The sequence below is a fragment of the Cyanobacteria bacterium GSL.Bin1 genome, assembly GCA_009909085.1.
Classification (GTDB): Bacteria; Cyanobacteriota; Cyanobacteriia; order Cyanobacteriales; family Rubidibacteraceae; genus Halothece.
The window spans coordinates 1-25,006 of record JAAANX010000093.1; the positions used below are offsets into that span (position 1 = coordinate 1).

General features: G+C 43.5%; 24 protein-coding genes. 11 read left to right on the forward strand and 13 right to left on the reverse strand.

Annotation, left to right across the window (positions count from 1 at the left end; genetic code table 11):
* Positions 1 to 17: 17 nt before the first annotated feature.
* From GVY04_12155 to folD, 3 genes are read right to left on the reverse strand one after another with little or no spacing between them, the layout of a single operon-like run.
* The gene (locus tag GVY04_12155) at positions 18 to 473 is read right to left on the reverse strand and encodes a divergent PAP2 family protein (GenBank protein ID NBD16854.1); all 456 of its coding nucleotides are present in this window, start codon (positions 471 to 473) and stop codon (positions 18 to 20) included.
* A gap of 2 nt (positions 474 to 475) precedes the next feature.
* Positions 476 to 1,399, reverse strand: a complete 924-nt coding sequence (locus GVY04_12160) for a polyprenyl synthetase family protein (GenBank protein ID NBD16855.1) — start codon at positions 1,397 to 1,399, stop codon at positions 476 to 478.
* A gap of 59 nt (positions 1,400 to 1,458) precedes the next feature.
* Entirely contained in the window at positions 1,459 to 2,364 is a 906-nt protein-coding gene (gene folD / locus GVY04_12165) for a bifunctional methylenetetrahydrofolate dehydrogenase/methenyltetrahydrofolate cyclohydrolase FolD (GenBank protein NBD16856.1), read from the reverse strand.
* A 220-nt stretch (positions 2,365 to 2,584) separates the two neighbouring features.
* Here folD and GVY04_12170 point away from each other — a divergent pair, with 220 nt between their 5' ends.
* A complete protein-coding gene (locus tag GVY04_12170; GenBank protein ID NBD16857.1) occupies positions 2,585 to 5,305 on the forward strand; it encodes an HAD-IC family P-type ATPase in 2,721 nt (906 codons plus the stop codon).
* Between the two features lie 162 nt (positions 5,306 to 5,467).
* Here the strand turns inward: GVY04_12170 and GVY04_12175 are convergent, their stop codons facing one another.
* Complete coding sequence (locus GVY04_12175) at positions 5,468 to 6,457, reverse strand: ATP-binding cassette domain-containing protein (GenBank protein ID NBD16858.1); 990 nt, start codon at positions 6,455 to 6,457, stop codon at positions 5,468 to 5,470.
* A gap of 254 nt (positions 6,458 to 6,711) precedes the next feature.
* On the opposite strand from GVY04_12175, the gene GVY04_12180 reads away from it, so the two are divergent.
* Together GVY04_12180 and GVY04_12185 are read left to right on the forward strand one after the other, a co-directional pair.
* Positions 6,712 to 8,628, forward strand: coding sequence for a 1-deoxy-D-xylulose-5-phosphate synthase (locus tag GVY04_12180; GenBank protein NBD16859.1), 1,917 nt, complete (start codon positions 6,712 to 6,714; stop codon positions 8,626 to 8,628).
* Positions 8,629 to 8,856: 228 nt separating this feature from the next.
* A complete protein-coding gene (locus tag GVY04_12185; GenBank protein NBD16860.1) occupies positions 8,857 to 9,948 on the forward strand; it encodes a glycerate kinase in 1,092 nt (363 codons plus the stop codon).
* 33 nt (positions 9,949 to 9,981) lie between these two features.
* Here GVY04_12185 and GVY04_12190 read toward each other — a convergent pair whose 3' ends face one another.
* The 8 genes from GVY04_12190 to GVY04_12225 form a co-directional block, all read right to left on the reverse strand.
* The gene (locus tag GVY04_12190) at positions 9,982 to 10,464 is read right to left on the reverse strand and encodes a BON domain-containing protein (GenBank protein ID NBD16861.1); all 483 of its coding nucleotides are present in this window, start codon (positions 10,462 to 10,464) and stop codon (positions 9,982 to 9,984) included.
* A 141-nt stretch (positions 10,465 to 10,605) separates the two neighbouring features.
* Positions 10,606 to 11,574: a cysteine synthase A gene (gene cysK / locus GVY04_12195; GenBank protein ID NBD16862.1), complete on the reverse strand. Its 969-nt coding sequence runs from the start codon at positions 11,572 to 11,574 to the stop codon at positions 10,606 to 10,608.
* Between the two features lie 158 nt (positions 11,575 to 11,732).
* The gene (locus tag GVY04_12200; protein NBD16863.1) at positions 11,733 to 13,982 is read right to left on the reverse strand and encodes an amylo-alpha-1,6-glucosidase; all 2,250 of its coding nucleotides are present in this window, start codon (positions 13,980 to 13,982) and stop codon (positions 11,733 to 11,735) included.
* 11 nt (positions 13,983 to 13,993) lie between these two features.
* Positions 13,994 to 15,073 (reverse strand): glycosyltransferase, encoded by a 1,080-nt coding sequence (locus tag GVY04_12205; protein NBD16864.1) that lies wholly within the window; start codon positions 15,071 to 15,073, stop codon positions 13,994 to 13,996.
* 164 nt (positions 15,074 to 15,237) lie between these two features.
* Entirely contained in the window at positions 15,238 to 16,551 is a 1,314-nt protein-coding gene (locus GVY04_12210; protein ID NBD16865.1) for a DUF2330 domain-containing protein, read from the reverse strand.
* Positions 16,538 to 17,389, reverse strand: a complete 852-nt coding sequence (locus GVY04_12215) for a Na+-transporting NADH:ubiquinone oxidoreductase, subunit NqrB (GenBank protein NBD16866.1) — start codon at positions 17,387 to 17,389, stop codon at positions 16,538 to 16,540. The genes GVY04_12210 and GVY04_12215 overlap by 14 nt, the downstream gene beginning before the upstream one ends.
* A 301-nt stretch (positions 17,390 to 17,690) precedes the next feature.
* Positions 17,691 to 18,062, reverse strand: coding sequence for a DoxX family membrane protein (locus tag GVY04_12220; GenBank protein NBD16867.1), 372 nt, complete (start codon positions 18,060 to 18,062; stop codon positions 17,691 to 17,693).
* A gap of 196 nt (positions 18,063 to 18,258) precedes the next feature.
* A complete protein-coding gene (locus tag GVY04_12225) occupies positions 18,259 to 18,534 on the reverse strand; it encodes a DUF433 domain-containing protein (protein NBD16868.1) in 276 nt (91 codons plus the stop codon).
* Between the two features lie 178 nt (positions 18,535 to 18,712).
* Here GVY04_12225 and GVY04_12230 point away from each other — a divergent pair, with 178 nt between their 5' ends.
* From GVY04_12230 to GVY04_12260, 7 genes are all read left to right on the forward strand, one after another.
* Positions 18,713 to 18,874, forward strand: coding sequence for a hypothetical protein (locus GVY04_12230; GenBank protein ID NBD16869.1), 162 nt, complete (start codon positions 18,713 to 18,715; stop codon positions 18,872 to 18,874).
* Between the two features lie 5 nt (positions 18,875 to 18,879).
* A complete protein-coding gene (locus GVY04_12235; GenBank protein ID NBD16870.1) occupies positions 18,880 to 19,329 on the forward strand; it encodes a PIN domain-containing protein in 450 nt (149 codons plus the stop codon).
* Positions 19,330 to 19,515: 186 nt separating this feature from the next.
* Positions 19,516 to 19,728 (forward strand): DUF2283 domain-containing protein, encoded by a 213-nt coding sequence (locus GVY04_12240; protein ID NBD16871.1) that lies wholly within the window; start codon positions 19,516 to 19,518, stop codon positions 19,726 to 19,728.
* 182 nt (positions 19,729 to 19,910) lie between these two features.
* Complete coding sequence (locus GVY04_12245; GenBank protein ID NBD16872.1) at positions 19,911 to 20,153, forward strand: DUF433 domain-containing protein; 243 nt, start codon at positions 19,911 to 19,913, stop codon at positions 20,151 to 20,153.
* The gene (locus GVY04_12250) at positions 20,137 to 20,511 is read left to right on the forward strand and encodes a hypothetical protein (GenBank protein ID NBD16873.1); all 375 of its coding nucleotides are present in this window, start codon (positions 20,137 to 20,139) and stop codon (positions 20,509 to 20,511) included. Before GVY04_12245 ends, GVY04_12250 begins: the two co-directional genes overlap by 17 nt.
* A gap of 100 nt (positions 20,512 to 20,611) precedes the next feature.
* On the forward strand, positions 20,612 to 20,824 hold the full coding sequence (locus tag GVY04_12255; protein ID NBD16874.1) for a hypothetical protein: 213 nt from the start codon (positions 20,612 to 20,614) through the stop codon (positions 20,822 to 20,824).
* The gene (locus tag GVY04_12260) at positions 20,821 to 21,225 is read left to right on the forward strand and encodes a PIN domain-containing protein (protein NBD16875.1); all 405 of its coding nucleotides are present in this window, start codon (positions 20,821 to 20,823) and stop codon (positions 21,223 to 21,225) included. The genes GVY04_12255 and GVY04_12260 overlap by 4 nt, the downstream gene beginning before the upstream one ends.
* Before the next feature lie 345 nt (positions 21,226 to 21,570).
* Here the strand turns inward: GVY04_12260 and GVY04_12265 are convergent, their stop codons facing one another.
* Complete coding sequence (locus GVY04_12265) at positions 21,571 to 22,572, reverse strand: hypothetical protein (GenBank protein NBD16876.1); 1,002 nt, start codon at positions 22,570 to 22,572, stop codon at positions 21,571 to 21,573.
* A gap of 216 nt (positions 22,573 to 22,788) precedes the next feature.
* On the opposite strand from GVY04_12265, the gene GVY04_12270 reads away from it, so the two are divergent.
* Positions 22,789 to 24,894, forward strand: a complete 2,106-nt coding sequence (locus tag GVY04_12270) for a M3 family peptidase (GenBank protein NBD16877.1) — start codon at positions 22,789 to 22,791, stop codon at positions 24,892 to 24,894.
* Positions 24,895 to 25,006: the final 112 nt, after the last annotated feature.

A 25,006-nucleotide genomic window follows, 5' to 3' on the forward strand; every position in this document is an offset into this window, starting at 1 on the left:
CTAGTTTCAATCAGCAATTACAGCCAAGATTGAGCCAGTAGCGCGATCGCGACCCCCAAAATGACGCCAACAATGACTTGTAAGGGGGTATGTCCAAGAAGTTCTTTCAGTTTTTCCTCATTAAAATCCTTGTGTTCTTGAAATAATTCATCAACAATTTGATTCAGCAACCGCGCTTGCTTTCCCGCTGCTTGTCGCACCCCAGCAGCATCAAACATGACAATAATCGCAAACAGAAGCGCGATCGCGAAATCGGTACTTTCCCAGCCTTCGCGAATCCCAACCCCTGTCGCAAGAGAAGCGACCAAAGCCGAATGAGCACTGGGCATTCCTCCAGTTGTGAAGAGCGATCGCAGATTAAATTTGCCCTCCCGAAAGAATTCAATCACTAATTTCAATCCCTGAGCAACCAAACACGCAATCAGGGACACCCAAAGCAGATGATTCTCCACAATACTGGCAAAATTATCCATAATTAATTCTTGCGAGTAGCAATTAACTGCGCGATCGCCTGTAACGGAAGAGCGGCATCTCCATAACCGGAGAGTTCTGCACACGCAGCTTGCGTTAACTCATCGGCTTTCGTTTTCGACGCTTCTAACCCTAATAATCGAGGATAAGTGGCTTTATTGGCTTCGACATCCTTACCGGCGGTTTTCCCCAGTTCTTCTTGGGTTGCTGTAATATCAAGAATATCGTCAACAATCTGGAACGCCAAACCAATGTCATAAGCATAGCGAGACAAGCGACCTAAGTCTTCTGCACTCGCTTCCCCTAACATGGCTCCAGTTACAACACAGGCTTCCAATAAGGCTCCTGTTTTATGCGTATGAATGTAGTTGAGGGTTTCTAAACCAATATCGGGATTGCCCTCTGATGCCAAATCCACCACTTGACCCCCCACTAAACCAGTTGCACCGACGGCATGACCTAATTTGGCAATTACTTGTAACACCGCTGAGGGATTAACCCCTTGCGTCTGGGCAGCAATATACTCAAACGCATAAGCTAACAAACCATCTCCCGCTAAAATTGCAATATCCTCACCAAACTTCTTATGATTCGTGAGTTGTCCTCGCCGATAGTCATCATTGTCCATCGCGGGTAAATCATCATGAATCAATGACATGGTGTGAATCATCTCTAATGCACAAGCGGTCGGCATTGCCATTTCAATGGTTCCTCCTACCAACTCGCAAGTGGCTAAACACAAAATCGGGCGTAAGCGTTTTCCACCGGCTAACAGCGAGTAGCGCATCGCATCGTAAATAACAGGGGGCTCGCCCATGGTCAAGGATTGATCCAACGCTTTTTCCACCACTGCTTTTCGGGCTTGGAGGTAGCTATCGAGATCGAAGGCTAGGGGTTGCTTACAAATCGATTGATCACTCATGCTCATGTTTTGGGTTTCGGTGAAGGATATTTCTGGGGTTGCAACTCGATTTTATATTTTACGGGTCAATGAGGAACCATTGACAAAAAACGCTGTTCAAAACTTTTAACGGTGTTTTCTAAAAGCATGGTTACCGTCATCGGTCCAATCCCACCCGGAACCGGGGTGAGGTAGCTGGCGACTGTTGCGACTTGTTCGTGGTTAACATCCCCAATCAGCCGGTTTTTTCCCGTTTCATCTTGAATGCGATTAATCCCCACATCCACGACAATTGCTCCTGGTTTAACCATATCAGCAGTAATCAAATTCGGTTGACCCACCGCGACAGATAAAATATCAGCTTGTTGGGCTAAAGCTCGTAACTGATCGGGAGGGGTTTCCCCATGGGCAATGGTCACGGTAGCATTGGCTGCCAATAGCATTAAGGCTAAGGGTTTTCCCACCAAGATACTCCGTCCAATGACCAGTGCGTTTTTGCTCGCGATCGGGAGGTGATAGGTATCTAACAAACGCATTACCCCAGCCGGCGTACAACTCCTTAATCCCGGTTCGCCCCGAATTAAACGCCCGAGATTAGTGGGATGTAAACCATCAACATCTTTTTCCGGTGCAATTTTGTACAGGGCTTGAATGGCATCTAAATGTTCCGGAAGCGGCAGTTGCACTAAAATTCCATCGACTCGTGGGTCTTCATTGAGTTCAATAATTTTTGCTTCCAACTCCACTTGGGTTGTGGTACTCGGAAAATGTTCTCCAAAGGAAGTAATCCCCAATTTTTCACAGGCCCGTTCTTTATTGCGGACATAAACCCCACTCGCCGGATCATCTCCCACCATAATGACAGCTAAGCCGGGTGGACGTCCGACTTGAGCTTGGAGTTGTTCAACACGTTGTTTGAGTTCCCCTTGAATCTGTTGAGCAAGGGCTTTTCCGTCTAATCGCTTCGCCATTTGAGAGGTCATTGCAAACAAAATTAATCAAAATGGTGGACACTCTATGATAGTTTCTCAGATTTGGTGCCATGTCAACGACCCACAATTAATCCCTCAATATAATGTGATTGAGGTTGGATTCTGTTGCCTGCCTCAATTCGTTGAAAACCATCTCCATGAAGAAGTAAGGACTGTATGCTGGTTTGTAGGATGAAATTAGTAACATCATTTCCGGATTTCCGGTGTAGGGAGGCTGAGATTGGAGATTGAGAGACAAGCCCGTCAAGCCAGTGCCCAATCCATAGCTGAGGTTTTGGCAAGCCTCTCTGTTGATCCCAAGCAGGGGTTGACGATCGCGCAAGTCCAAAAACGGCAACAAACCTACGGTCTCAATCAACTGCAAAAAGTGAAAGGGCGTTCCCCGTGGCAAATCTTTGTCGATCAGTTTAAAAGTCCGATTATTGGACTCTTGGGCATCGCAGCCGTTCTTTCCTTTGCCTTTCGAGAATGGATCGAAGGGATTGCCATTTTAATCGCGATCGCGCTCAATGCCGGAATTGGTTTTGTCACCGAAATCAAGGCGGTGCGCTCAATGGAAGCTCTGCAAAAGCTGAGTCAAACGTATGCGACACTGCGCCGCGAGGGTCGAGTGGTGTCAGTTAATACAGAAGAACTGGTCCCCGGAGATATTGTTCTCCTGGAAGGAGGAGATCTGGTTCCGGCAGATTTGCGGGTCCTGGAATGCTCGAAACTGCAAGCGGATGAATCAGCATTGACCGGGGAATCGGTTCCGGTGAGTAAGGGAGTCGCCTCTCTCGAAGCCAATTTACCCTTAGCCGAACAAAAAAATCTCTTGTTCAAAGGCACAGCGGTTACTCGCGGCAGCGGAACTGGGGTAGTGATTGCCACTGGCATGCGGACCGAATTGGGGAAAATTTCCAAGTTGATGGCAGAAGCGGAAGCGGAGGTGACGCCCCTCGAAAAACGATTGGAACAACTCAGTCGTCGGTTAATTTGGTTTACGCTGGTGCTAGCCGTTTTTGTGGCTGTTTCTGGCATTTTAGGGGGACAAGACCTCTTACTGATGGTGGAAACCGCGATCGCGCTGGCAGTAGCAGTGATTCCAGAAGGTCTCCCGATTGTTGCGACTGTTGCTTTGGCCCGGGGAATGTGGCGCATGGCGAAGCGGAATGCGTTAATGAATCGCCTCTCTGCAGTAGAAACTCTGGGCGCGACAAATATTATCTGTACCGATAAAACCGGTACGCTCACAGAAAACCGAATGACCTTAACCCAAATTGCTCTGGCAGACGGAGATTTTGCGGTGACCGGTCAAGGACTTGCCCAGCAAGGAGATTTTATTCTCAATCAGGAACGGATCGACCCGAGTCAACATAATCCCCTCCAAGCTTTACTGACTGTTGCTGTCCTTTGTAACAATGCGACGCTGCCAAATGCGAATGACCAAAATTTAATTGGCGATCCCACTGAAGTTGCCCTTTTGGTGGCAGGGGCAAAAGCAGGTCTCGATCGTCATCAATTATTAGAAAAGTTGCCAGAAGTTCAGGAAGTTGCCTTCGATTCGGAGAGTAAGCGCATGGCAACGATTCATGAAGCCGACAATTGGCACCATCCATTCTTCGGAGGAATCGAAAGTACTGAAGCCTCTTATCTAGTAGCCGTCAAAGGCGCATTAGAATCAGTGCTTCCCCTGTGTTCCCATCAACTGATTGATCGCGAAGAACGATCCCTAACCAATAAAGTCCGCAAACAGTGGCGCGATCGCGCAATTGAGATGGCAGCGGAGGGACTACGCGTTCTCAGTATGGCTTACAAAGTGGTGGATGACCCGGAAAAGGATCCGTATGAAAATCTGGTTTGGTTAGGGGTTGTCGGTTTGCTCGATCCACCGCGATTATCAGTGAAGGAAGCGATTCAAGATTGTCATCAAGCTGGCATTCGCGTCATCATGCTCACCGGAGATCAATCCGTAACGGCGCGTAAGATCGGTATAGCGGTCGGGTTGATTGCAGACGAAAGTAGCCAAGTTAGACAAGGAGACGCCTTAGAGCATCTCGACCAACTTTCAGTATCAGAGCAACAACAGTTATTACAAGTGCCGATCTTTGCCCGAGTGACCCCAGAACAAAAGCTGAATCTGATTACCCTTCATCAGCGTCACCAAGCCATTATTGCGATGACGGGTGATGGCATTAACGATGCGCCAGCTTTGAAGAAAGCAGATATTGGAATTGCTATGGGCGAGCGCGGCACACAAGTAGCGAAGGATTCCGCAGACATGGTCTTGCAAGATGATGCCTTCTCGACAATTGTTTTTGCCATTGCCCAAGGACGCACTATTTTTAATAATATTCGTCAATTTACCCTCTATTTACTCTCAGGGAATGTCGGTGAAATTATTGCTGTTGCCATTACCTCTTTCCTGGGTGCGCCTCTCCCGATTCTCCCGTTACAAATTCTCTTTCTCAACGCAGTCAACGATGTCTTTCCCGCTCTTGCTTTAGGAGCAGGTGAAGGGAATGATGCTGTTATGCAACGTCCCCCTCGCGATCCCCAGGAAGCCTTGTTAACCCGTTACTATTGGCTCATGATTAGTCTGTATGGGGTGATTATTGCTGTTACGATCCTGGGCATCTTTGCGATTGCTCTGCAAGTCTTTGCCTTCCCCCTAGAACAAGCAGTGACAATCTCTTTTCTCACCTTAGCATTTGGTCGCTTGTGGCACGTTTTCAATATGCGCGATACTGGCTCTGGCTTATTCCGTAACGAGATCAGCGTTAATCCTTATATTTGGGGAGCCTTAGGAATTTGTACGGGCTTACTGTTGCTAGCTACTTATACCCCTGGTGTCTCAACAGTCTTATCACTGGTTCATCCCGGCTTAGAAGGCTGGGGATTAATTCTGGTGGCGAGTTTTGTCCCTCTGCTGTTGGGTCAGCTTCTGAAACGCTGGTTTTGAAACAGAGAGGGAGAGGAAAATTCATCTTGCCGAGTGTCTGCCTCACTCTTGAGTTAGTGGGGGATCAATTTTGGATTGAAGGATGAGTGTGCTGATCTTGTCCCCCTTGTCTGGCGTATCCCACCGCGACCCATCCTTTCAACACTAACGGACGGTTAGAGCTTAGCGGGAAAGTTTCAATCCTTTCTTGCGCAGTTCTTGTAGGAAAAATTCTTCTAAAGAGATTCGCGCTCGTTTCAACTCCAAAATTTCAGCATCGAGATCAACCAGTTGACTTAAAAAAGCTTTCGGATCATGGCGAGTGGCAAGTTGACCCGACCAACGATTGTCTTCAAAGTCGAGATGAGTGACCCACTGTTTTAAGTGCTCAGGATTGCCGCCTCTGCCAACAACATGATAAGTGTTTTGGTTACCTAATAATTCATCGAGAGAACCCGAACCAATAATTTCTCCTTGCGCTAAAATCGCAACGCGATCGCAGATTTGTTCCACATCGCCTAAGACATGAGAATTAAAAAAGATCGTTTTCCCTTGTGCTTTCAGGTCTAAGATAATCTGACGCATTTGATAACGTCCAATGGGATCCAAACCCGACATGGGTTCGTCTAAGAAAACCACTTCTGGGTCATTGATCAGCGCTTGTGCCATGCCAACCCGTTGTAACATCCCTTTAGAATACTGACGCAGTTGTTTCTTCTGCGCCGTGTTGCGGTCTAGTCCAACCATATCAAGCAGTTGGGGAATGCGTTGCTTTTGGACCGCCCGAGGAAGTTGAAAGAGTCCTGCGGTAAACTCAAGAAATTCCCAAGCGGTTAGATAGTCATAGAGATAAGGATTTTCTGGAAGATAGCCGACCCGTTCTTTGATAGCGCGATCGCCGATGGGTCTTCCTAACAAAACCGCCCGTCCTGAACTGGCTCGAACAATGCCAAGTAAAATTTTGAGTAGCGTTGTTTTTCCGGCACCATTGGGTCCGAGTAAACCAAATGTTTCTCCTTCATACACGGTCAGACTACACCCTTTGAGCGATTCAACCGTCTGATTTAACCAGAATCCGGTTCGATAGACTTTTTTCAGTTCCCAAGTTTGAACGACACAAGTCGCTTCTTCTACGGCAAAGGTTATGTTCGGCTGAGAGATGACTGAACCCATTTTAAATCTTACCTAGAACACTATCTTCTTTTAGTGTTCCCAATTTTGGTTCTCGATCATCATCACGCACTAAAGGAAAATCTTAGTATCCGCCAAAAGGCCAAAAAATAGTATTTTCTTCGTTGAATTCAAGTACTTGACCCAATCGCGATATTGCATTTTGCAACAAAGTAGCAGAATGAATTGGTTTAAATCCTTTACAGTAGAGAAAATAGGCAAAACCAAACGGTAGCACTTGTAAAGTAACGCAACCTATGCACATTAGCGAAATTACCCATCCCAACCAGTTGCACGGGCTATCTATTCGTCAATTGGAAACCCTTGCCCGACAAATTCGAGAAAAACATCTCGAAACAGTTTCCACTAGCGGCGGACACCTTGGACCCGGTTTAGGAGTAGTTGAACTTACTCTCGGCTTGTATCAAACCTTAGATTTAGACCGTGATAAAGTAATTTGGGATGTAGGACACCAAGCTTATCCCCATAAGATGATTACTGGACGGTATCATCGCTTCCATACCCTACGTCAAAAAGATGGTATTGCTGGCTACCTCAAACGCTGTGAAAGCCCATTTGACCATTTTGGGGCAGGACACGCCTCCACAAGTATTTCTGCTGGCTTAGGAATGGCGTTGGCGCGAGATGCCAAAGGAGAAGACTTTAAAGTTGTTTCTGTCATTGGTGATGGTGCTTTAACAGGCGGTATGGCCTTAGAAGCAATTAACCATGCCGGACATTTACCCAATACCAATTTAATGGTGGTTCTCAATGATAATGAGATGTCAATTTCCCCCAATGTGGGCGCGATTTCTCGCTATCTGAATAAGGTGCGTTTATCGCCACCGATGCAGTTTTTAAGTGACAATTTAGAAGAACAATTTAAACATTTACCCTTCTTTGGCGAATCTTTAACCCCAGAAATGGAACGGGTGAAAGAAGGCATGAAGCGACTAGCAGTACCCAAGGTTGGGGCTGTGATTGAAGAATTAGGCTTTAAGTATTTTGGTCCCATTGATGGCCATAACTTAAGTGAATTGATTCATACCTTTAGACAAGCTGAGCAAGTAACCGGTCCCGTTTTAGTCCATGTCGCAACGACAAAAGGCAAAGGTTATGAGATCGCAGAACAAGACCAGGTCGGCTATCATGCTCAAAGTGCCTTCAACATCGCCACGGGAAAAGCGAAACCCTCTAGCAAACCGAAACCCCCGAAATACTGCAAAGTTTTTGCCCACACCCTAACGAAACTTGCTGAAGACAATCCGAAAATTATTGGGATTACTGCTGCGATGGCAACGGGAACCGGTTTAGATAAACTGCAGCAAAAACTCCCCGATCAGTATGTGGATGTCGGTATTGCCGAACAACATGCGGTTACCCTTGCTGCGGGCTTAGCCTGCGAAGGAATGCGCCCTGTCGCTGCGATCTACTCTACGTTCTTACAACGGGCATATGACCAAATCATTCACGATGTCTGCATTCAAAACTTACCCGTCTTCTTCTGTTTAGATCGCGCAGGAATTGTCGGTGCAGATGGTCCCACTCACCAAGGCATGTATGATATTGCCTATCTACGGTGTCTCCCCAATATGGTGATTATGGCGCCGAAAGATGAAGCCGAATTACAACGGATGACCGTCACTGGCATTAATTATACTGATGGCCCGATCGCGATGCGCTATCCCCGTGGCAATGGTATCGGTGTTCCCCTGATGGAAGAAGGTTGGGAACCTGTGGAAATTGGCAAAGGCGAAATCCTTCGTAATGGGGATGATATTCTGTTGTTAGGCTATGGGGCAATGGTTCCCACTGCAATGCAAGCGGCGGAAATTCTCAGTGAACATGGCATTGAAGCGACTGTGATTAATACCCGTTTCGTCAAGCCATTAGATACTGAGTTAATCTTCCCTCTGGCGCAGAAAATTGGACGTGTCGCTACCCTCGAAGAAGGGTGTTTAATGGGTGGCTTTGGTTCTGCGGTAACAGAAGCCTTTATGGACAATAACATCTTAGTTCCGGTCAAACGCTTTGGCGTTCCGGATCAGTTAGTTGATCATGCTAAACCAGAAGAAGCACAAGCTCATTTAGGATTAAATAGTTCTCAAATTGCAGAACAAGTTCTATCCGCTTTCTTCCAGCAAGAAGAACCGGCATCAGCCGTTGCTAAATAAGCATCATTGATTCAATGTTAATGAGGAGAGGGGAAGAAATGAAAACTTTCTCTCTCCTTTATCATGCTACTTGTAATGCTTTTTATGATTTCAAACCACCAAGAGATAACTACAATTTAATACGATTTCTATACAGAATTGCTAAAAAACTAACCACAGAGTCACAGAGAAGCACAGAGGATCTTTAAAGTAGTTTTCTGTTTTGATTGATTCTCATCTTAAATTATTATGATGCCAAATAATGACCTAAGTCTCACTTTAAATAAGGTTATAAATAAGCAAGTCATTACAGAAAATGAGAAAACTCTATTAGCGCGATCACGCTTCCCTTTCCCTAAGCTAGATGACAATTATTCACTGAAAACACAACTTGATTTCTTTCCGACTGCCTACTCCACGATCCAAAATTACTGTTCTCATGTTGGCTTATCTGAAACAAACAGCTTAGAATTATTATGGCGATTGTGGCTTCCTTTAGCCTTGCAAATTGTTGGTAAAAAAAATGAGCGATCCTCTGCAATTATCCAAGGCATTTTAGGGCTTCAAGGAACCGGAAAAACAACTTTATCAACTCTCTTGAGTCTACTTTTAAATAATTTAGGTTATCATACTATTACCCTGTCCATTGATGATTTATATAAAACGTATACTGACCGTCAACAACTGCAAAGAGATGACCCCCGCTTGATTTGGCGCGGTCCCCCTGGAACCCATGATGTTAACTTAGGAATTGAATTATTAGACCAAATCCGGAACGGGAAAACCCCCCTTTCTATTCCGAGATTTGATAAGTCAGCCTTTCACGGAATGGGCGATCGCGCCACCCCAGAAGTGATTAATAATAAAGTTGATATCTTATTATTTGAAGGTTGGTTTGTTGGCGTTCAACCGATACCGGAAAGTGTTTTTCAGTCTCCACCGCCACCAATTATAACCATAGCTGATCGTCAGTTTGCAAGGGATAACAACCGTCGTTTAGAGGCTTATCTTCCCTTATGGAATCGGTTAGATGGTTTAATTATTTTATCTCCGGTTGATTATCGATTGAGTCAAATTAGGAAGGTGCCTGCTTTGACCGTTGTTCAACAGTGGCGTAAAGAAGCAGAGCAAAAAATGGTTGCCCAGGGAAAATCAGGAATGACTGAAACAGAAATTAATCAGTTTGTGGAATACTTTTGGCGAGCGCTGCATCCAGAGTTATTTATTACACCGTTAATTGAAAGTCAACAGGGGGTTGATATGGTAATTGAAATTGATGAAAATCATCTTCCAAACCACATTCACACCCCCACTGTCACATTGTCCATTTTCCCCAACTGAAATGAGAAGAATTCAACTGTTGCGATCGAGTCGTTAGTTTTCTTCTAAACTTAGTTCATATGATACTTGAATGACACCCGGAATTTCTTTGATACTATCAACTAGAGAACGAGCCGTTTGACGGTCATTTACTTGACCTGATAGCAAAACAGAACCATTAGACGATTGAACCACTAACTCGTCATTGAGATCTTTAACGGTGTTGATAATTTCTTGATCCCCTTTGCGGTTTCCAGAATTTGAACCCTGAACGTACTCTAACCCAATATATTGACCAGAACTGGTCGTTGCTTGCAGTTCTTGTTCGGGTGCCGGTTTTTCTGAGATTTCAGGAGCACTGAGGGCAGTAGGAGAGTTCATGAGTCCAAAACTTCCCCAAGTGAATAAGGTAATACTTGCTACGAAAAGAGGAAAGTTTAATCGGCGAGATTCTCTACGAATTAGGCTTTGGGTTAGGAGCGCTAATGCTAATCCTGCCGTTAGAGTGAGTCCAAACCCGTTTGTGAAATTTGCCATAATTAACCTCTCTTTAAGCGAGCGCATCTCATCTCTTACAGAGTTTAAAAACTCATTTTTTTCACTCACTTCCAACCGAGGAAAGAGAATTTGACAATGACCTGAGGAAAAGGGGACGCATGGGATACGTCCCGATAACGATTAGGAATTCACCGTTACTGCATCTGCAGCGGGTGCTAAATCTTGGAAAAGCGGTGTACTGAGATAGCGTTCCCCATAACTGGGTTGTACCATAACAATGAGCTTTCCTTTATTTTCAGGACGCTGAGCGACTTGAACGGCAGCGCAAAGCGCAGCCCCCGTAGAAATTCCCGAGAGAATTCCTTCTTCATTGGCTAAGCGACGACCATAAAAAATGGCTTCTTCATCGGTTACTGTTACGACTTCATCGAGGATTTCTACATTTAAGACTTTGGGAATAAATCCAGCACCTAACCCTTGGATTTTGTGGGGACCGGGTTGTCCGCCGGACAAAATGGGGCTACCACTCGGTTCCACTGCAACCACTTGCAATTCTGGCTTGCGTTCTTTAATGACTTCCGCAACCCCAGTAATGGTTCCACCCGTGCCAATACCAGCGACAAAAATATCAATTTCTCCATCAGTATCTTCCCAAATTTCTTCGGCAGTGGTTTGACGATGGATTTCTGGGTTAGCTGGATTATTAAATTGTTGTAACATATAGGCATTGGGGGTAGTATCAACAATTTCTTGTGCTCGTTGAATACAGCCACCCATTCCTTGTATCCCTGGTGTCAGTTCTAATTGCGCGCCATAGGCTCTTAACATGGCTCGACGCTCATTACTCATGGTTTCTGGCATGGTGAGAATCAGTTTATACCCCTTAGCAGCAGCGGTCATAGCCAGGGCAATTCCTGTATTGCCAGAGGTGGGTTCAACTAAAACGGTTTTCCCTGGTTCAATAATTCCTTTCGCTTCGGCGCTGTTAATCATGTTAATGCCGATGCGGTCTTTTACAGAGGCAGAAGGATTCATGCCTTCGAGTTTGAGAACAATCTTACCCACACAGCCTTCACTTGTTGGAATGCGGTTCAGTTGGACGAGGGGAGTGCGACCAATGAGTTCGGTGATATTACTGGCGATACGCATAGTTAAATGGCAATTAAAGTTTTCAACGAAAAAGAGGACTCTTATACCTCGCGTTCACATCAGCATCAATTGAAAAAAAAAGTACTTGTTGCAAGGTATAAACCGATGTTTATCTAAGTCGTTTTAATCTATCATATGCCAGTTAGATATCCGTTCTCCTAAGCTTCAATCACAACTCGCAAGTTACCTCGTTTACGAACAACCCGACAAGCCGTTGCCCCATCCGACTGTTCAAACTCTAAATCGAGGACCGTTTCACCAATTTTCAGGTTATCTAGAGAGAGAGACTGAATGGATGAGGGGAGGGTGGGATGAATAATCCGTAAACAATTGTTGGCAGCATCGGGTTGTAAGTTAATCATCAGTTGTAGCAACTGAAAGACGGTTCCGGTTGCCCAAGCTTGCGGAGAACATGCGACCGGATAGCGAACGGGGGAACGATTGGGGGTGCGTTCATAACCGCAAAAGAGTTCTGGCGGGCGATGATAGGGCTGTTCGCTACACATCTCGATAATCGCTTGACTCAATTCTAAGGCTTGTTCGACAAAGCCCAGCGCTCGTAAGCCGGCAGCAATAATGCCGTTATCATGGGGCCAAACTGTTCCTAAATGATAGCCCATGGGGTTATAAGCCGGAGAAAGACTACTGAGGGTACGAATGCCCCAACCACTAAATAAATCAGGGGCTTGCAAGCGTTCGGCAACGCTATGGGCTTTATCGGGATCTAAAATATCTAAGCCAAGACAGTGACCGGGGTTGGAGGTGATACTATCAATGGGTTGTTTCTGTTCATTGATGGCAAGGGCATAATAGCCTTGCTCGGGAAGCCAAAAGTCTTTGTTGAATTGGGCTTTGAGGGTTTGGGCTTCTTCGTGCCAGCGATCCGCTAGATCGAGGCGTTTTTTGAGACGGGCAAGTTGACTAAGGCGCATTTTCGCGGCATAGATATACCCTTGCACTTCACACAGCGCGATCGCGCCGGTGGCTAATTTCCCTTTGCGGTCAACAATACAGTCGCCAGAGTCTTTCCACCCTTGATTCTGTAAGCCCCCGGGCGATTCGCAATGATAATACAAGTAGCCGGTTTTTTCACGGGTGCGGTCAATCCAAGCCATCGCGGCGAGGGCATTGTCCCACAATTGGTTAAATAAGTATTCATCATGAGTCCAGGTGTAATATTCGGAGTAGAGAATTAACCACAATGGGGTGGCATCGACTGTTCCATAATAGGGGGTATGGGGAATTTCTCCACACCGTGCCATTTCCCCAGAGCGCAGTTCATGGAGAATTTTGCCGGGTGCTTCCTCTCGCCAGGAATCATCTACCTGACCCTGATATTCGGCTAAGGTGAGGAGAGTTTGTCGAGCAATACTGGAATCTAAAATTAAAGTTTGCCAAGCCGAAATAATGGAGTCGCGACCAAACAAGGTAGCAAACCAAGGAATCCCCGCCGAGAGAATTTTGCCTTCACCGGAGGTTTGACCGAGTAAATAAATATCTTTTTCCGCCCGTTCAATAATTTGATTTAAGGCTCGGTTATCGGTGCAAATATGAGTAATTTCCTTTTGCCATTGTTGTTGTTCATTGACTTCAGAACCATGGGCTTGTTTCAATGTCATAGGCGCACTGACGATTGAGGCGGGTTTATTGCTAAGCATCGGCTGTAAGCGATACCCAATCTTTTGCGTTTCGTGGGCGTTTAAACTCAAATCCCAAAGCGCTGTATAGCCTTGGAAGCTACTGGGGAGTTGATGGCTAAATTGAATCCGTGACTCCATTAACGCTTCGTCCAAGCCTTGATACGCCAAGATCAATTCTCCGGTTTCTTCTACTAAAGATTGAATGTTATGACCGTTGGCTTTTTGCGGTAAAACTTGTCGCATCAAATGTCCGACTTGTGAACGCTTTCGTCCGCGAATTTGAAATAGGTCGGCAAAATCAGCATTGAAACTAAGACTGATTTGAAACTGAACAGGATCAGTGTTGTAATTGGTAATGGTGAGTTCTTCAAAGAGTGCCCCCTGAAGGACAATATCCCGTTGAATGCCAATGGTTTCAGCTTTCAAGTGATCCGGGAAGTAAGGATTTGAGCAGAGGACAGACAGGGCAAACCCTTGTTGAGCGGTGCTACTGAGGAGAATCGGGGCGTGTCCTTCGATTTGTAGTTCCAGGCGATTGAGAAAACGGGTATCTTTGCAGAAAAATCCCAAGCTCGCATCCACTTGTTCATTGTGACAGTTAATGTTGCCAATGGTATCCGTAATTAGGAAAAGGTCGTCTTCTTTTAAGGTGAGAGTGGGTTGTAACCGTTCCGTGCGACTACAGTGCCACTCTGGAATCGGGAGTTGTTCAGCTTCGGCAAAGGTTCTACCATCAAATTCAATGATATCAAGGGTTTCTTGGGACATGACGTTTCCTCCTACTTCATAAGTAATGCCGGGGCTTGCAAACAATCATTACCTTGTCGCTTTTCCTCAAGACTGGTTCGATAAACTGCTTCGTAGCCATCGGTCATGCGTTTGAGGTTAAAGTTTTCTTCAACGTCGGTGCGACAACGGTGACGGGAGAGATGCTGGATTTGCGAAACGGCTGTTACACATTCTTTAACTGTCTGGCAAATAAAACCGGTTTCACCGTGAGTCATGATCTCGGGGGTTGATCCCATCGCCATCGCTATCACCGGTGTGCCACAAGCGAGAGATTCAATGATGACTAGTCCAAAGGGTTCGCGCCAAGTAATGGGGAAGAGGGTCGCGATCGCGCCGCCCATCAGGGCATTTTTCTGTTCGTGGTCGGCTTCTCCCAGAAATTGAATCTGTTTGCCATCGAGATGAGGGGCAATTTCTTGGTCAAAGAAGGTTTGATCCACAGCATCGATTTTACCCGCCATTTTGAGGGGATATTGGGTTTGTTTGGCAATCTCAATGGCGAGATGCGGTCCTTTTTCTGGTGACATCCGCCCCAGAAACGCGAGATAAGGCGGATCTTGGGGTTGGGGATAAAACTGGAATTGTTGATACGCGATCGCGTTGTAAACGGTCGCGACATAATTTAATCCTAATTCCGGTCGGCGTTGCGAATTAGAAATGCTGACAAAATGTTGCTGACTATGTTGCTGGAAAATCGGTGCCATCCAACTGGGAATGATCCCATGTAAGGTGTGGACGACTGGGGTTTTGGTTAGATTCGCATAGGGAAACGCGGTGTAGCCGATATGGGAGTGAATCAGATCAAATTTTTGGGCTTGGGAAAATACTTTGCTGAGTTGCATTTGCTCATAAACATGATACTCAGCCAGAGAAAAGCCTAAGGATCGTAGGGGTTTTTCACAGCAAGGGTCTAATGTGGCGAGAGTTTCTGAGTCACCTGTGGCAAATAGAGTGACCTCGTGACCCCGTCGCACTAATTCATCTGTGAGTAAACTGACTACTAATTCTGTTCCGCCGTAAGTGGGAGGAGGCACTTTTTCCCAGAGGGGCGCAATTTGAGCAATTCTCATTACAAACCTCCTGAAACGAACAATCGAATGTTTGCAATTCCTAATCTTCGGAGTTTTTATTTTAATTTAATCTTTCCAACATCGACCTTACTCCAACCTCTGTCTGCTTTCCTAGTCGGAACTTCCCTACCGGTAGTAGGGAAAACCGACCGCTACTTACTATGTTAATTGAAAACGCGTTGCCACCACGGTTCTGAAGCCTCCTCTCCTGGATCGACAAAATCAATGGAACGCTTCACTTGCTCTAAATTCCAGCCCGTTAAATTAGAAAGGGTTTGGGCACTGCGTTCTTGACGATCGCGCACCTGTTGATAATAGTCTCTTGCTTCGCGACAATCGGCTTCTCCTTCATAAGGATGACGAATCACATATCGTCCTTGAAAAAATTCGCGGTTTGGGGTTTCTTGAAAGCGTAAATCTTGAGGATATAAATTACGGTTATAGCGCACATGCAGACGGGTCATAAACACTGAAGCATCATCCCAAAAAACACCTGCTTTTCTTAACTCTTCTTGATTGAGCGGGCGGGCTGAACAAGGGTCACAATTTCCCATATCCCAAGCATATTCTAAAAAGATCGCTTTTCCCTGATTTTGCTCCCAACTTTTTTCAAACATCGCTTGGTAAAAGTCAGGAAATTTTTCTTCTTCTTTGATATAGACGGGAATATCCACATCCGAGGGAATTTTGACGGTGCGATAGTTCGTTACTTCCGTTTGACCTTTGGGAGAAAGTAAGTAAACCAATAAGTCTTGATTCCCCTGTGCGTTCAATGTTCCTAAACGAATCGGTAACATAAAACGAGAGGATTCAAATGCCATTTGTAAGGGACGTAGTGCAGAGAATTTGTCTGGATTATAGTTGTCTAAATTGACTTTTGCGACGAAGAATTTTAAGTTTTGACGAATGTAGGGTTGTAACAGTTTGCTGGCACCATCAGGAATATTGTAGTTGTTTGTTTGTAACCAGGTTTCTAACCCGTTTGATTCGGTTGCACTGAGAATAACGATGGAATATTCTCCCACATTAAACTGTTCTTCTACAGTGACACCCAAAGCATCTGCCGATGGACTTCCCATCGCATTCGGAGCACTTGATTGTTGAGATTCTAAAGCAAAGGGACGGACCGGGCGACAGGGATTATCATCAAAATACTCTACTAAACGCGGTGCGCTAAAACTATCGATCCGTTCAATAATTTTAGGGTCTTGAACTTGCACTTGTTCCTCTTTTAAAATAACGGGAACAGGAACAACAAGGGCAAAATTTTCAAGTTCTCCTTGATAATCGTTTGCCATGGTTAAGACCATTCGCTTACCATCGCGGGCAATAATAACCTGTGAGGCTTGATTATATAAATCGCCGTCAGCTTGGGCAACATAGAAGCCACAAAAAGCAAAAGCAGCATTAACATTAAAAAGAAACGCTGCGATCGCGCTCATTAAAATCGCCAAAAATTTAAAGCTATACTGTTTCATTTTTAGTCCCTCCCAATTGATAAATTGTCCAAGCCCAATTAAATCGTTTTCCTTGCCAAATCGTATCCACAATTGGCGTTAATAAAGAGCAGAAAAATAGGGCAACAAAAGGAGCCGTCGTGAGAAAGAATTGATACTTTAGGATTAGGGTCAACAGCGCGATCGCGCTTGCCCAAATCACTCGTCCCCATTTTCCATCAGGAATGGAACGGGGATCACTGAGCATGAAAAAGGCAAATAATAATAAACTGCCACTATTTAGTTCATGCCAAAAAATATCTGCACCAAACCCCAGCCACATATTACGAATGAGAATTCCCATGCTATAAACCAGCAAAAAAACTGCGGTAGTTTCCCAACGTCCCAGCCAACTCAAAATCAAACCGCCAATACTAACAAATAATAATGCTAAGACAAAAGACTCACCCCATTGTCCTGGTGAAATCCATGCTTGATTGGTCAATCCTAAAACAGCAATAATGCCAAAATTAGCCGGATTAAAGATATGTTTACCGCGATATTTAATCAGGAATTTACTTAGGATGGCGCAAGTAGCAGCAACCCCCATTACTCCTAGAGAGTTCGTTCTTAGCAACAAACATAATCCTAAGCCAGTAATTAAGGAACTACGAGAAATGACTTCTACATTTTCCTGCTTTTTAATTAAGAAATTGGCAAGATATTGTACACTCAAACTAACCGTAAGAGCAGTCATTATAATGGGCAAGTTTATGGCGAAGTCAAAGCTATAGCTGATTAGTCCTAAACTTAAGAATCCAGTTAATGCTAAAACTTGTAAATCTCGCAAATCAATTTTTAATTGCGGTATTTGCTTCATTACTAATCCACTCAGTAATTTTAATTGACTTGATTGAATTAATAGAAGCAAATTTTTATCATAGGTTCCCTTTGAAACCAGTACATTTTTAGACAAGCATTTTGATGACTGTCACGGCATTAGCAGTATTGCTTGCTACCTCAAAAATACATTTTAAGAGTTTTTTAAATTGTAATATTTTTTAATATGATGCTAAATTTTTATAACTTTTGTGGCTTGAGCAAAAAAAGTAGGTTAAGTTTCATGACTTAACCTACAGCATGATTGGTTTCCAGATTGTTTTTCTCATAAACACACTTCTTTATTCACTATCAAGACTAACGGCACCAGCACCGCTTGCGATGAGTAAGAGTAACCCACCAATTAACCCTAAATTTTTAAAGAAAGCAATGCTCTCTTCTGGATTAACCCAAAAGTCATGAAAAATCAGGGTTGTGGGAATGAGAAAAATAAGGAGAATAACGGCTCCCCATTGCACCTTAAATCCCAGTAAAAGGGAAATAGCACCCACTAATTGGAAAATAATGTTTCCTGCTAGTAAGACAGTTGGAATGGGTAAGCCCATTTCTGCCATTCTGGCTTGGGTTTCACTAAAGGTACTCAGGTTGCCAATTGCACCATTAAAGAAAATTAAGCACAGACAAATGCGACCAAAAAGAGGAAGATAACTCATTAATCAGCAAGTTTGAGACACTAAACTATATTTTCAGATTACCTTAACGTTAAAGACAAAACTGACCCGTGATCAAATCTATTTATCTTAAGTTAGTGACAGACGCGATCGCGCTTTATTGAGCAATACAGAGACTATGTAATGCACCCGCTACTTTGAAACCATAACCATTAGATCATATTCTAATCGCGCAGGATTAAACTGACTGGGATAGTTTCCAATATTCAGCATCTTCTGCATCTAAATCCGCTTCAATTTTATTACGATTGGCGTGATAATAGGCTAAAGCAGCATACACTTGAGCAAGGGTAAGATGACTCAAACGACGAGCAATTTCTTCAGCACTTGCACCTTGTTTGTAGAGAACCACTACTCGACGGACAGATGTTTTTGTCCCTGTAATCATCGGGCGACCTTTACCAACATCTGAGGAAGTTGTAACTAATGTACCAATATCAGTCGTAGCAGACATCATTGAGTTAACAGTAACAGGTTATTTTCTCTAGCCTATCATTGAAGGAAGAAGAGGAAGCGCGATCGACGCGGAGCGTCGCTGAGCTTTGCTCAATCGCGCCTTCTATTTACTATTCATAACTTTTTCGATCAATTCGTTATAATTTAGGAAGGTTAGAATTAAATGTTATTTAAAGATGAGTAACAAGCTAAGCAAGAAGCAAAAAACTAAAACAATTGGTGAACGTTTAGCAGAGGAAGAGATTATCTTTGGGGAAGGAGATATTAATTTATCAGAACGTGAAACGCGCAAAGCAAATGCTCATAAAGCGGTGAACAAACGTCATCGATCCGATTAATGTGAATGGATCAATTAGCATTAATAGACGCGGGTCCGTTAATTTCTTTTTATAACAAGCGGGACAAATATCACAAGCAGATTATCGAATTTTTTCGAGATACCTCTATTACTCAGCTAGTTACAACAGATGCTTGCATTGCTGAAGTAATGTATAGCTTAGGGCAAATTAAGGGACAGTCTCATCAGCTACAAGCTCAATTTTCTCGACATATTAATAAAGAAATTTGGCATCGAGAACCTTTAATACAGGAAGATTTTTTAAGAATCGCTGATTTATTCCAAAGATATAATAATGTTCCTGCTGATTTTGCTGATTTATCACTGGTTGTTATTTCTGAACGGCTTGATATTTATCAGATCGTAACTTTAGATAGCGACTTTGATATTTATAGGAGATTTGATCAATCTACACATTCCTTCGTTCGGATCTTCTATCCCAATTCTGAAGTATAGCAGTTCCTAAGCGGGTGAGGTACAAAATTATCGGTTTCGGGAATAGGGAATAGGGAACAGGGAATAAAGGATGTACTTCATGAGAATAAGAATTGCTATATAATTTTTTTTCCATCCATAGCGTTTATTTTGATTTTGTAAAAAAATCTTTTCAAGTAACGCTTTTTCTGATCGTAAATTTAAGCCATGAAGATGCAATATTTTGAAGACACAGATACGCTCTACATTGAGTTTCGGAGCAATGATATCGTAGAAACGAAAAACCTTGATGAAAATACACTTCTCGATCTGGATTCTCAAGGAAATATTTGTGCAATTACTTTTGAACACGCGAGCACGAATACTGATTTGCAACGAGTTACGGTTGAAGGAATTGATGTATCTTCTAATCTCGGATAATAATTGTAAACAGGCATTCATAATTACTGAGATTTAAAGAGGAAGGGCGTTGCTGAGTTTCCCTCAATCGCGCATTTCATTCCCTGTTCAGACCTTTTTCGATCAACTCGTTATAATTTTAAAAAGTTTAGAATAAAACGCTACTTTCCAGCATCACTGCTTGATCCAAGTGCATTACTTTTATGACACTAGACCGTATTACTAGCGATCCTAACCGTATGAACGGTCAACCTTGCATTCGTCATCTCCGCCTAACGGTGCGCCGAGTGCTGGAATTAATTGCAACCTACCCTGACCGTCAAGAACTGTTTCAAGAGTTTCCTGAGTTAGAAGAGGAAGACATCCAACAAGCACTCATTTTTGCCTCTTCCTACTTGGATGATTATATTATGGAATTACCTAAAAGTAATGAGACTGCTGCTTGATCAGGGCTTACCTCGCTCTGCTGCAACTCAACTCTCTGAAGCTGGAATCAATACAATTCATGTTGCTGAAATCGGTTTGTCAGCAGCAGATGATCAAGACATCCTCCAGAAAGCAAAAGATGATAATCGAGTTGTTATTACCCTTGATGCAGACTTTCATGCTCTATTAGCTCTCAGTGGCGCCGATTCTCCTTCTGTAATTCGCATCCGAATTGAAAGATTACGTGCTCAAGAATTAACCAATTTGCTCTTAACGGTGATTAGTGAGTTTGTCGAATATCTAGAACAAGGTGTTGTGATAACAGTGGAACTGAGTCGAGTTCGTATGCGTCACCTCCCACTGGTAACAGATAGCTAGAATAATGAACAATCGCGCTCTATTTAGCTAAGCCAACTGATCTGCTCCTTTGCCATAATATATTGTAAGCAGCCATTCATTTATTAATGAGTCTTTAGGAATGACGTTACAAGAGATTCTTCAATCCCTAGAAACTTTATCTGAAGAAGAGCAAGACATCTTATTGGAAATTTTACGTCAGAGACGAAATCCCACTCAGAAATATTCACTCATTCATTCTTTACGGGGAAAATATGCTGATGTAACGACTAGTAGTGATGAGTTTGCTGCTAGAAAAGAACGAGAAATTGATTGGGAAAATCGCAACAGATGAATGTTGTTTTAGATGCTTGTGCTGTAATTGCCTTCTTTCGGGATGAAGTTGGTGCTGAAATTGTAGAAGATTCTTTTCTGGATGAACGATCAACTTGTCTAATTCATAGCATCAATTTATGTGAGGTATATTATGATTTTTTGCGAATGAGTGGAGAAGAGGCAGCACAAAGTATGGTTCGAGATTTACAAGGACTTGGAGTAATAATTCGTAATGATTTAACAATTGACTTTTGGCAACAAGCTGGTCAATATAAAGCAGTAATTAAAAGGATTTCTCTTGCTGATTGCTTTGCTCTCACTTTAGCTAATCAAGAAAGTGCAACTCTGCTAACTTCTGACCGCAAAGAGTTTGAACCGATTATTCCCCTCAATATCTGTCAGATTCATTTTATTCGTTAAATTCCAGTAAGTGCAAACTTGAACAATAAAAGAAAAACTTTATCGTCACTTTATATTCCAAGATTACATTCGAGTTGTTCACTTGTCATTGATTGTGTTGCAATATATTTAATAGGACGACGGGAAGACTTTTGAATCTTTCCCAGTTTTTCTGCTTCTTTCAACCAGTCACCCACTAACTTTTTCGGTAAGTTAAATTTTTCTGCAACCTCATCTCTTGTATGTTCTAATTTTAGTGCTTCTTCAAAATATGGTAGTAATACTGGTTGACTGACATAACTTCTGAAACTCCTATTCTATCCTAGGTTGGGTTTCGTTCTCTCAACCCACCCTACTATTAGATCGCTAATTGCTTTTGATATGCTGCAAAATATTATCTTTAGTTTTTTGATAATACTTGATTAATTTCTGTAAATTTTTAACTTTTTCTTTCGACACTTCAGTATCTGCTTGGTCTTCAAATTCGCGTATGCTTTGTTTAAGAGAGTTAACGATTTCCTTAGCTTGATTAATCTTTGCTTGCTCTTTTATGAATATGTTTATTGAAATAACTTGTATTTTTGCACATTCATAAAGAACGACCTCAGGATTTTGAATTAAAGAAGCTATTCCTAATCCACTAGCCCCTCCCAAAATTGCACCGCCTCCTACAATAACTGTAAAGCCACCAGCCATTCCAAAACCTCCTGCAGCAAGAGCTCCACCTCCTAGTGCTGCTAAACCAGAGCTTACGGCAGCAGCCCCACTTAAACCCGCTGCTGCAAAGATAGGAGCGATAGCAGTAGCAGCAAACCCTCCAGTTACCGCAATAGCAGCAGCACCACCTAAAGCTAACATTAGAGATTTCTGTTTATTGCCAGAAGCATTATATATATTCTCGAAAGCGGACTTCAGGCACTTCTTATAATGCAACGTTTTTTCTGCGCCCAAACCTAACATTGTACCTATATCACAGAGTTCACTTTCCCAATCAGATTTATTAACTTTTAAGCCTTTCCATCTATCTTTTTGGGCTTGGGTAGAATCTGGAAAAGGTGTATATGGAATAAAACTAATAAGTTCCAAAATCATTATCCGAGATTTAGTAAAGAATAATTGATTTTCACGGAATTTATCCAGATCTGCTCTAAGTTCTTGAAAAGTTGTTTTAACTGTGTAGCTTGAATGACCTTCAGAAGATTTAAGCAAATTATTATAGTGACTAACCCATTGATAACGCCAATCCCGCTTTTTACCCTTTTTATCCTCATTAGAAGTCTTTAAGATATCTTCTAGAAGAAGCTGATATTTAAGACTACCCATTAAAGCAGTTTCAAAAGCATCAAAAGAAAACTCATCAGGAATCATTTTTCTAACCCCTTTTCAATTCACAATCCTAAAATAATCCAATTTTTTACTGAGGAGATATTTGCTTAACAATTTGTTGTGACTTAAAAAATAATTTAAACTGATATTAGTCATTAAAGGCAAGCACAGTCTCTATATCATCAGATTGCCGTTTCCCAACCTATGACAACCGCGCTATCGTGAAAAATAAAGAACAAGTAAGCAGTCAATAACGGTATGACAACGACAGCGACAAAACCCAATCCTCTACTGATTGGCGAAGGATTACCCCCCTTCCCCGAAATTGAACCGCAGCATGTGGTGAGTGGGATCCAACAACTGTTAGCGGAACTCGATACCCAACTGACGGAATTAGAACAAACCGTTCAACCCACTTGGGAAGGCGTAGTTGACCCCCTGACGGAAATTGAAGAACGCTTAACTTGGAGTTGGGGCATTGTTAGCCACCTCATGGGCGTGAAAAATAGCCAAGACTTGCGGGAAGCCTACGAAACGGTGCAACCTGAGGTGGTGCGCTTTATTAATAAGCTGAATCAAAGTAAGCCCATTTATGAGGCATTTAAGGCGCTGCGCCATAGTGAAGAGTGGAATCGTCTGGATGATGCTCAAAAACGGATTGTGGAGTCTTCTTTGCAAGATGCAGAACTCTCTGGTGTGGGCTTAGAAGGGAAAACCAAGGAACGGTTTAATGCGATTCAATTGGAGTTAGCAGACCTTTCTACCCAATTCTCCAATCATGTGCTGGATGCCACGAAAGCCTTTAAGCTGAAACTGACGACCCCCGAAGAAGTGGCAGGTTTACCCCAAAGTGCGCTTAATTTAGCCGCACAAACCGCCCGTCAAGAGGGAGAAGAGAAGGCAACGGCGGAAAAGGGTCCTTGGGTGATTACCCTTGATTTTCCTAGTTTTGTGCCTTTTCTCAAACATAGCCAACGGCGAGACTTGCGGGAAAAAGTCTATCGGGCGTTTATTACTCGCGCTTCTAGTGGTGACTTAGACAACCAACCGATTATTCAGCGCATTCTGACGTTACGGAAAGAGAAAGCCCATATTCTCGGTTTTGAAAACTATGCCCGCTTGAGTTTAGCACGAAAAATGGCACCGAGTGTGGAAGCGGTGGAAAAACTGCTAGAGGAGTTGCGTCAGGCGAGTTACGATGCAGCGGTTGCTGAACATGAAGAATTGAAAGCCTTTGCTAAAAGTAAGGGTGCAGCCGAAGCCGATGACTTGAAACATTGGGATATGCAGTATTGGGCGGAACGTCAACGGGAAGAAAAGTTTGCGTTTAACGCGGAAGAGTTACGTCCTTATTTCCCGTTACCGCAAGTGTTAAATGGCTTGTTTAGCATTACGCAACATCTCTTTGGTGTGACGATTACTGCTGCGGATGGAGAAGCCCCAGTTTGGCATGAGGATGTCCGCTATTTTCGCATTCAAGATGACAACGGACACCCCATTGCCCATTTCTATCTTGATCCCTTTTCTCGCCCTGCGGAAAAACGCGGTGGCGCGTGGATGGATGAATGTATCAACCGTCGGAAAATGAAAGCGAGTAATGGGGATGAAAGCACCCGTCTACCGGTTGCATATCTCACTTGCAACCAAACCCCACCGGTGGATGGTCAACCCAGTTTAATGACATTTGAAGAAGTGGAAACCCTCTTCCATGAGTTTGGACATGGCTTGCAGCATATGTTGACGCAAGTGGATTATCCGGGCGCTGCTGGGATTAATAATGTGGAATGGGATGCAGTGGAGTTACCGAGTCAGTTTATGGAAAACTGGTGTTATCATCGCCCGACATTATTCTCGATGGCGAAACATTACGAAACGGGCGAACCGTTACCGGAAGAATATTATCAGAAACTGTTGGCAGCGCGGACTTATCGCAGTGGTTCCATGATGTTACGACAACTGCACTTTAGTTTCCTCGATTTGGAACTGCACGCCCATTATGATCCAGATGGTAACGAAACTGCTTTTGATGTGCGCGATCGCGTTGCCGAGACCACCACTATCATGCGTCCCCTTCCCGAAGATGCTTTCTTATGTAGCTTTGGTCATATCTTTGCCGGTGGCTATGCAGCCGGGTATTATAGCTATAAATGGGCAGAAGTCCTCAGTGCCGATGCTTTTGCTGCCTTTGAAGAAGCTGGTCTCGATGATGATATGGCACTTGCCAAAGTCGGGAAACAATTCCGTGATACCGTTTTAGCCTTAGGCGGATCCCTTCATCCTATGTCTGTTTTCAAAGAATTCCGTGGTCGCGAACCGCAAACGGAACCCTTATTAAGACACAGTGGTTTAACCCCGGCCACTTAATCTTCTCTCCCCCTTCACCACCAGCTTAAAACGCAATTTTTCTACATAAGAAGAGCACTCTGGTGGTGATATCCTAGACTTACCCGACATAATTTAATACGATCATAAAATC

Coding starts and splice junctions, on each gene's coding strand:
- GVY04_12190 (NBD16861.1), bottom strand. CDS start 10,464: ATGGCAAATTTCACAAACGGGTTTGGACTCACTCTAACGGCAGGATTA.
- GVY04_12205 (NBD16864.1), bottom strand. CDS start 15,073: ATGAGAATTGCTCAAATTGCGCCCCTCTGGGAAAAAGTGCCTCCTCCC.
- GVY04_12230 (NBD16869.1), top strand. CDS start 18,713: ATGAGTAACAAGCTAAGCAAGAAGCAAAAAACTAAAACAATTGGTGAA.
- GVY04_12250 (NBD16873.1), top strand. CDS start 20,137: ATGAGACTGCTGCTTGATCAGGGCTTACCTCGCTCTGCTGCAACTCAA.
- GVY04_12245 (NBD16872.1), top strand. CDS start 19,911: ATGACACTAGACCGTATTACTAGCGATCCTAACCGTATGAACGGTCAA.
- GVY04_12240 (NBD16871.1), top strand. CDS start 19,516: ATGAAGATGCAATATTTTGAAGACACAGATACGCTCTACATTGAGTTT.
- GVY04_12155 (NBD16854.1), bottom strand. CDS start 473: ATGGATAATTTTGCCAGTATTGTGGAGAATCATCTGCTTTGGGTGTCC.
- GVY04_12160 (NBD16855.1), bottom strand. CDS start 1,399: ATGAGCATGAGTGATCAATCGATTTGTAAGCAACCCCTAGCCTTCGAT.
- GVY04_12180 (NBD16859.1), top strand. CDS start 6,712: ATGCACATTAGCGAAATTACCCATCCCAACCAGTTGCACGGGCTATCT.
- GVY04_12270 (NBD16877.1), top strand. CDS start 22,789: ATGACAACGACAGCGACAAAACCCAATCCTCTACTGATTGGCGAAGGA.
- GVY04_12200 (NBD16863.1), bottom strand. CDS start 13,982: ATGTCCCAAGAAACCCTTGATATCATTGAATTTGATGGTAGAACCTTT.
- GVY04_12210 (NBD16865.1), bottom strand. CDS start 16,551: ATGAAACAGTATAGCTTTAAATTTTTGGCGATTTTAATGAGCGCGATC.
- GVY04_12215 (NBD16866.1), bottom strand. CDS start 17,389: ATGAAGCAAATACCGCAATTAAAAATTGATTTGCGAGATTTACAAGTT.
- cysK (NBD16862.1), bottom strand. CDS start 11,574: ATGCGTATCGCCAGTAATATCACCGAACTCATTGGTCGCACTCCCCTC.
- GVY04_12225 (NBD16868.1), bottom strand. CDS start 18,534: ATGTCTGCTACGACTGATATTGGTACATTAGTTACAACTTCCTCAGAT.
- GVY04_12235 (NBD16870.1), top strand. CDS start 18,880: ATGGATCAATTAGCATTAATAGACGCGGGTCCGTTAATTTCTTTTTAT.
- GVY04_12175 (NBD16858.1), bottom strand. CDS start 6,457: ATGGGTTCAGTCATCTCTCAGCCGAACATAACCTTTGCCGTAGAAGAA.
- GVY04_12265 (NBD16876.1), bottom strand. CDS start 22,572: ATGATTCCTGATGAGTTTTCTTTTGATGCTTTTGAAACTGCTTTAATG.
- GVY04_12220 (NBD16867.1), bottom strand. CDS start 18,062: ATGAGTTATCTTCCTCTTTTTGGTCGCATTTGTCTGTGCTTAATTTTC.
- GVY04_12260 (NBD16875.1), top strand. CDS start 20,821: ATGAATGTTGTTTTAGATGCTTGTGCTGTAATTGCCTTCTTTCGGGAT.
- GVY04_12255 (NBD16874.1), top strand. CDS start 20,612: ATGACGTTACAAGAGATTCTTCAATCCCTAGAAACTTTATCTGAAGAA.
- GVY04_12185 (NBD16860.1), top strand. CDS start 8,857: ATGATGCCAAATAATGACCTAAGTCTCACTTTAAATAAGGTTATAAAT.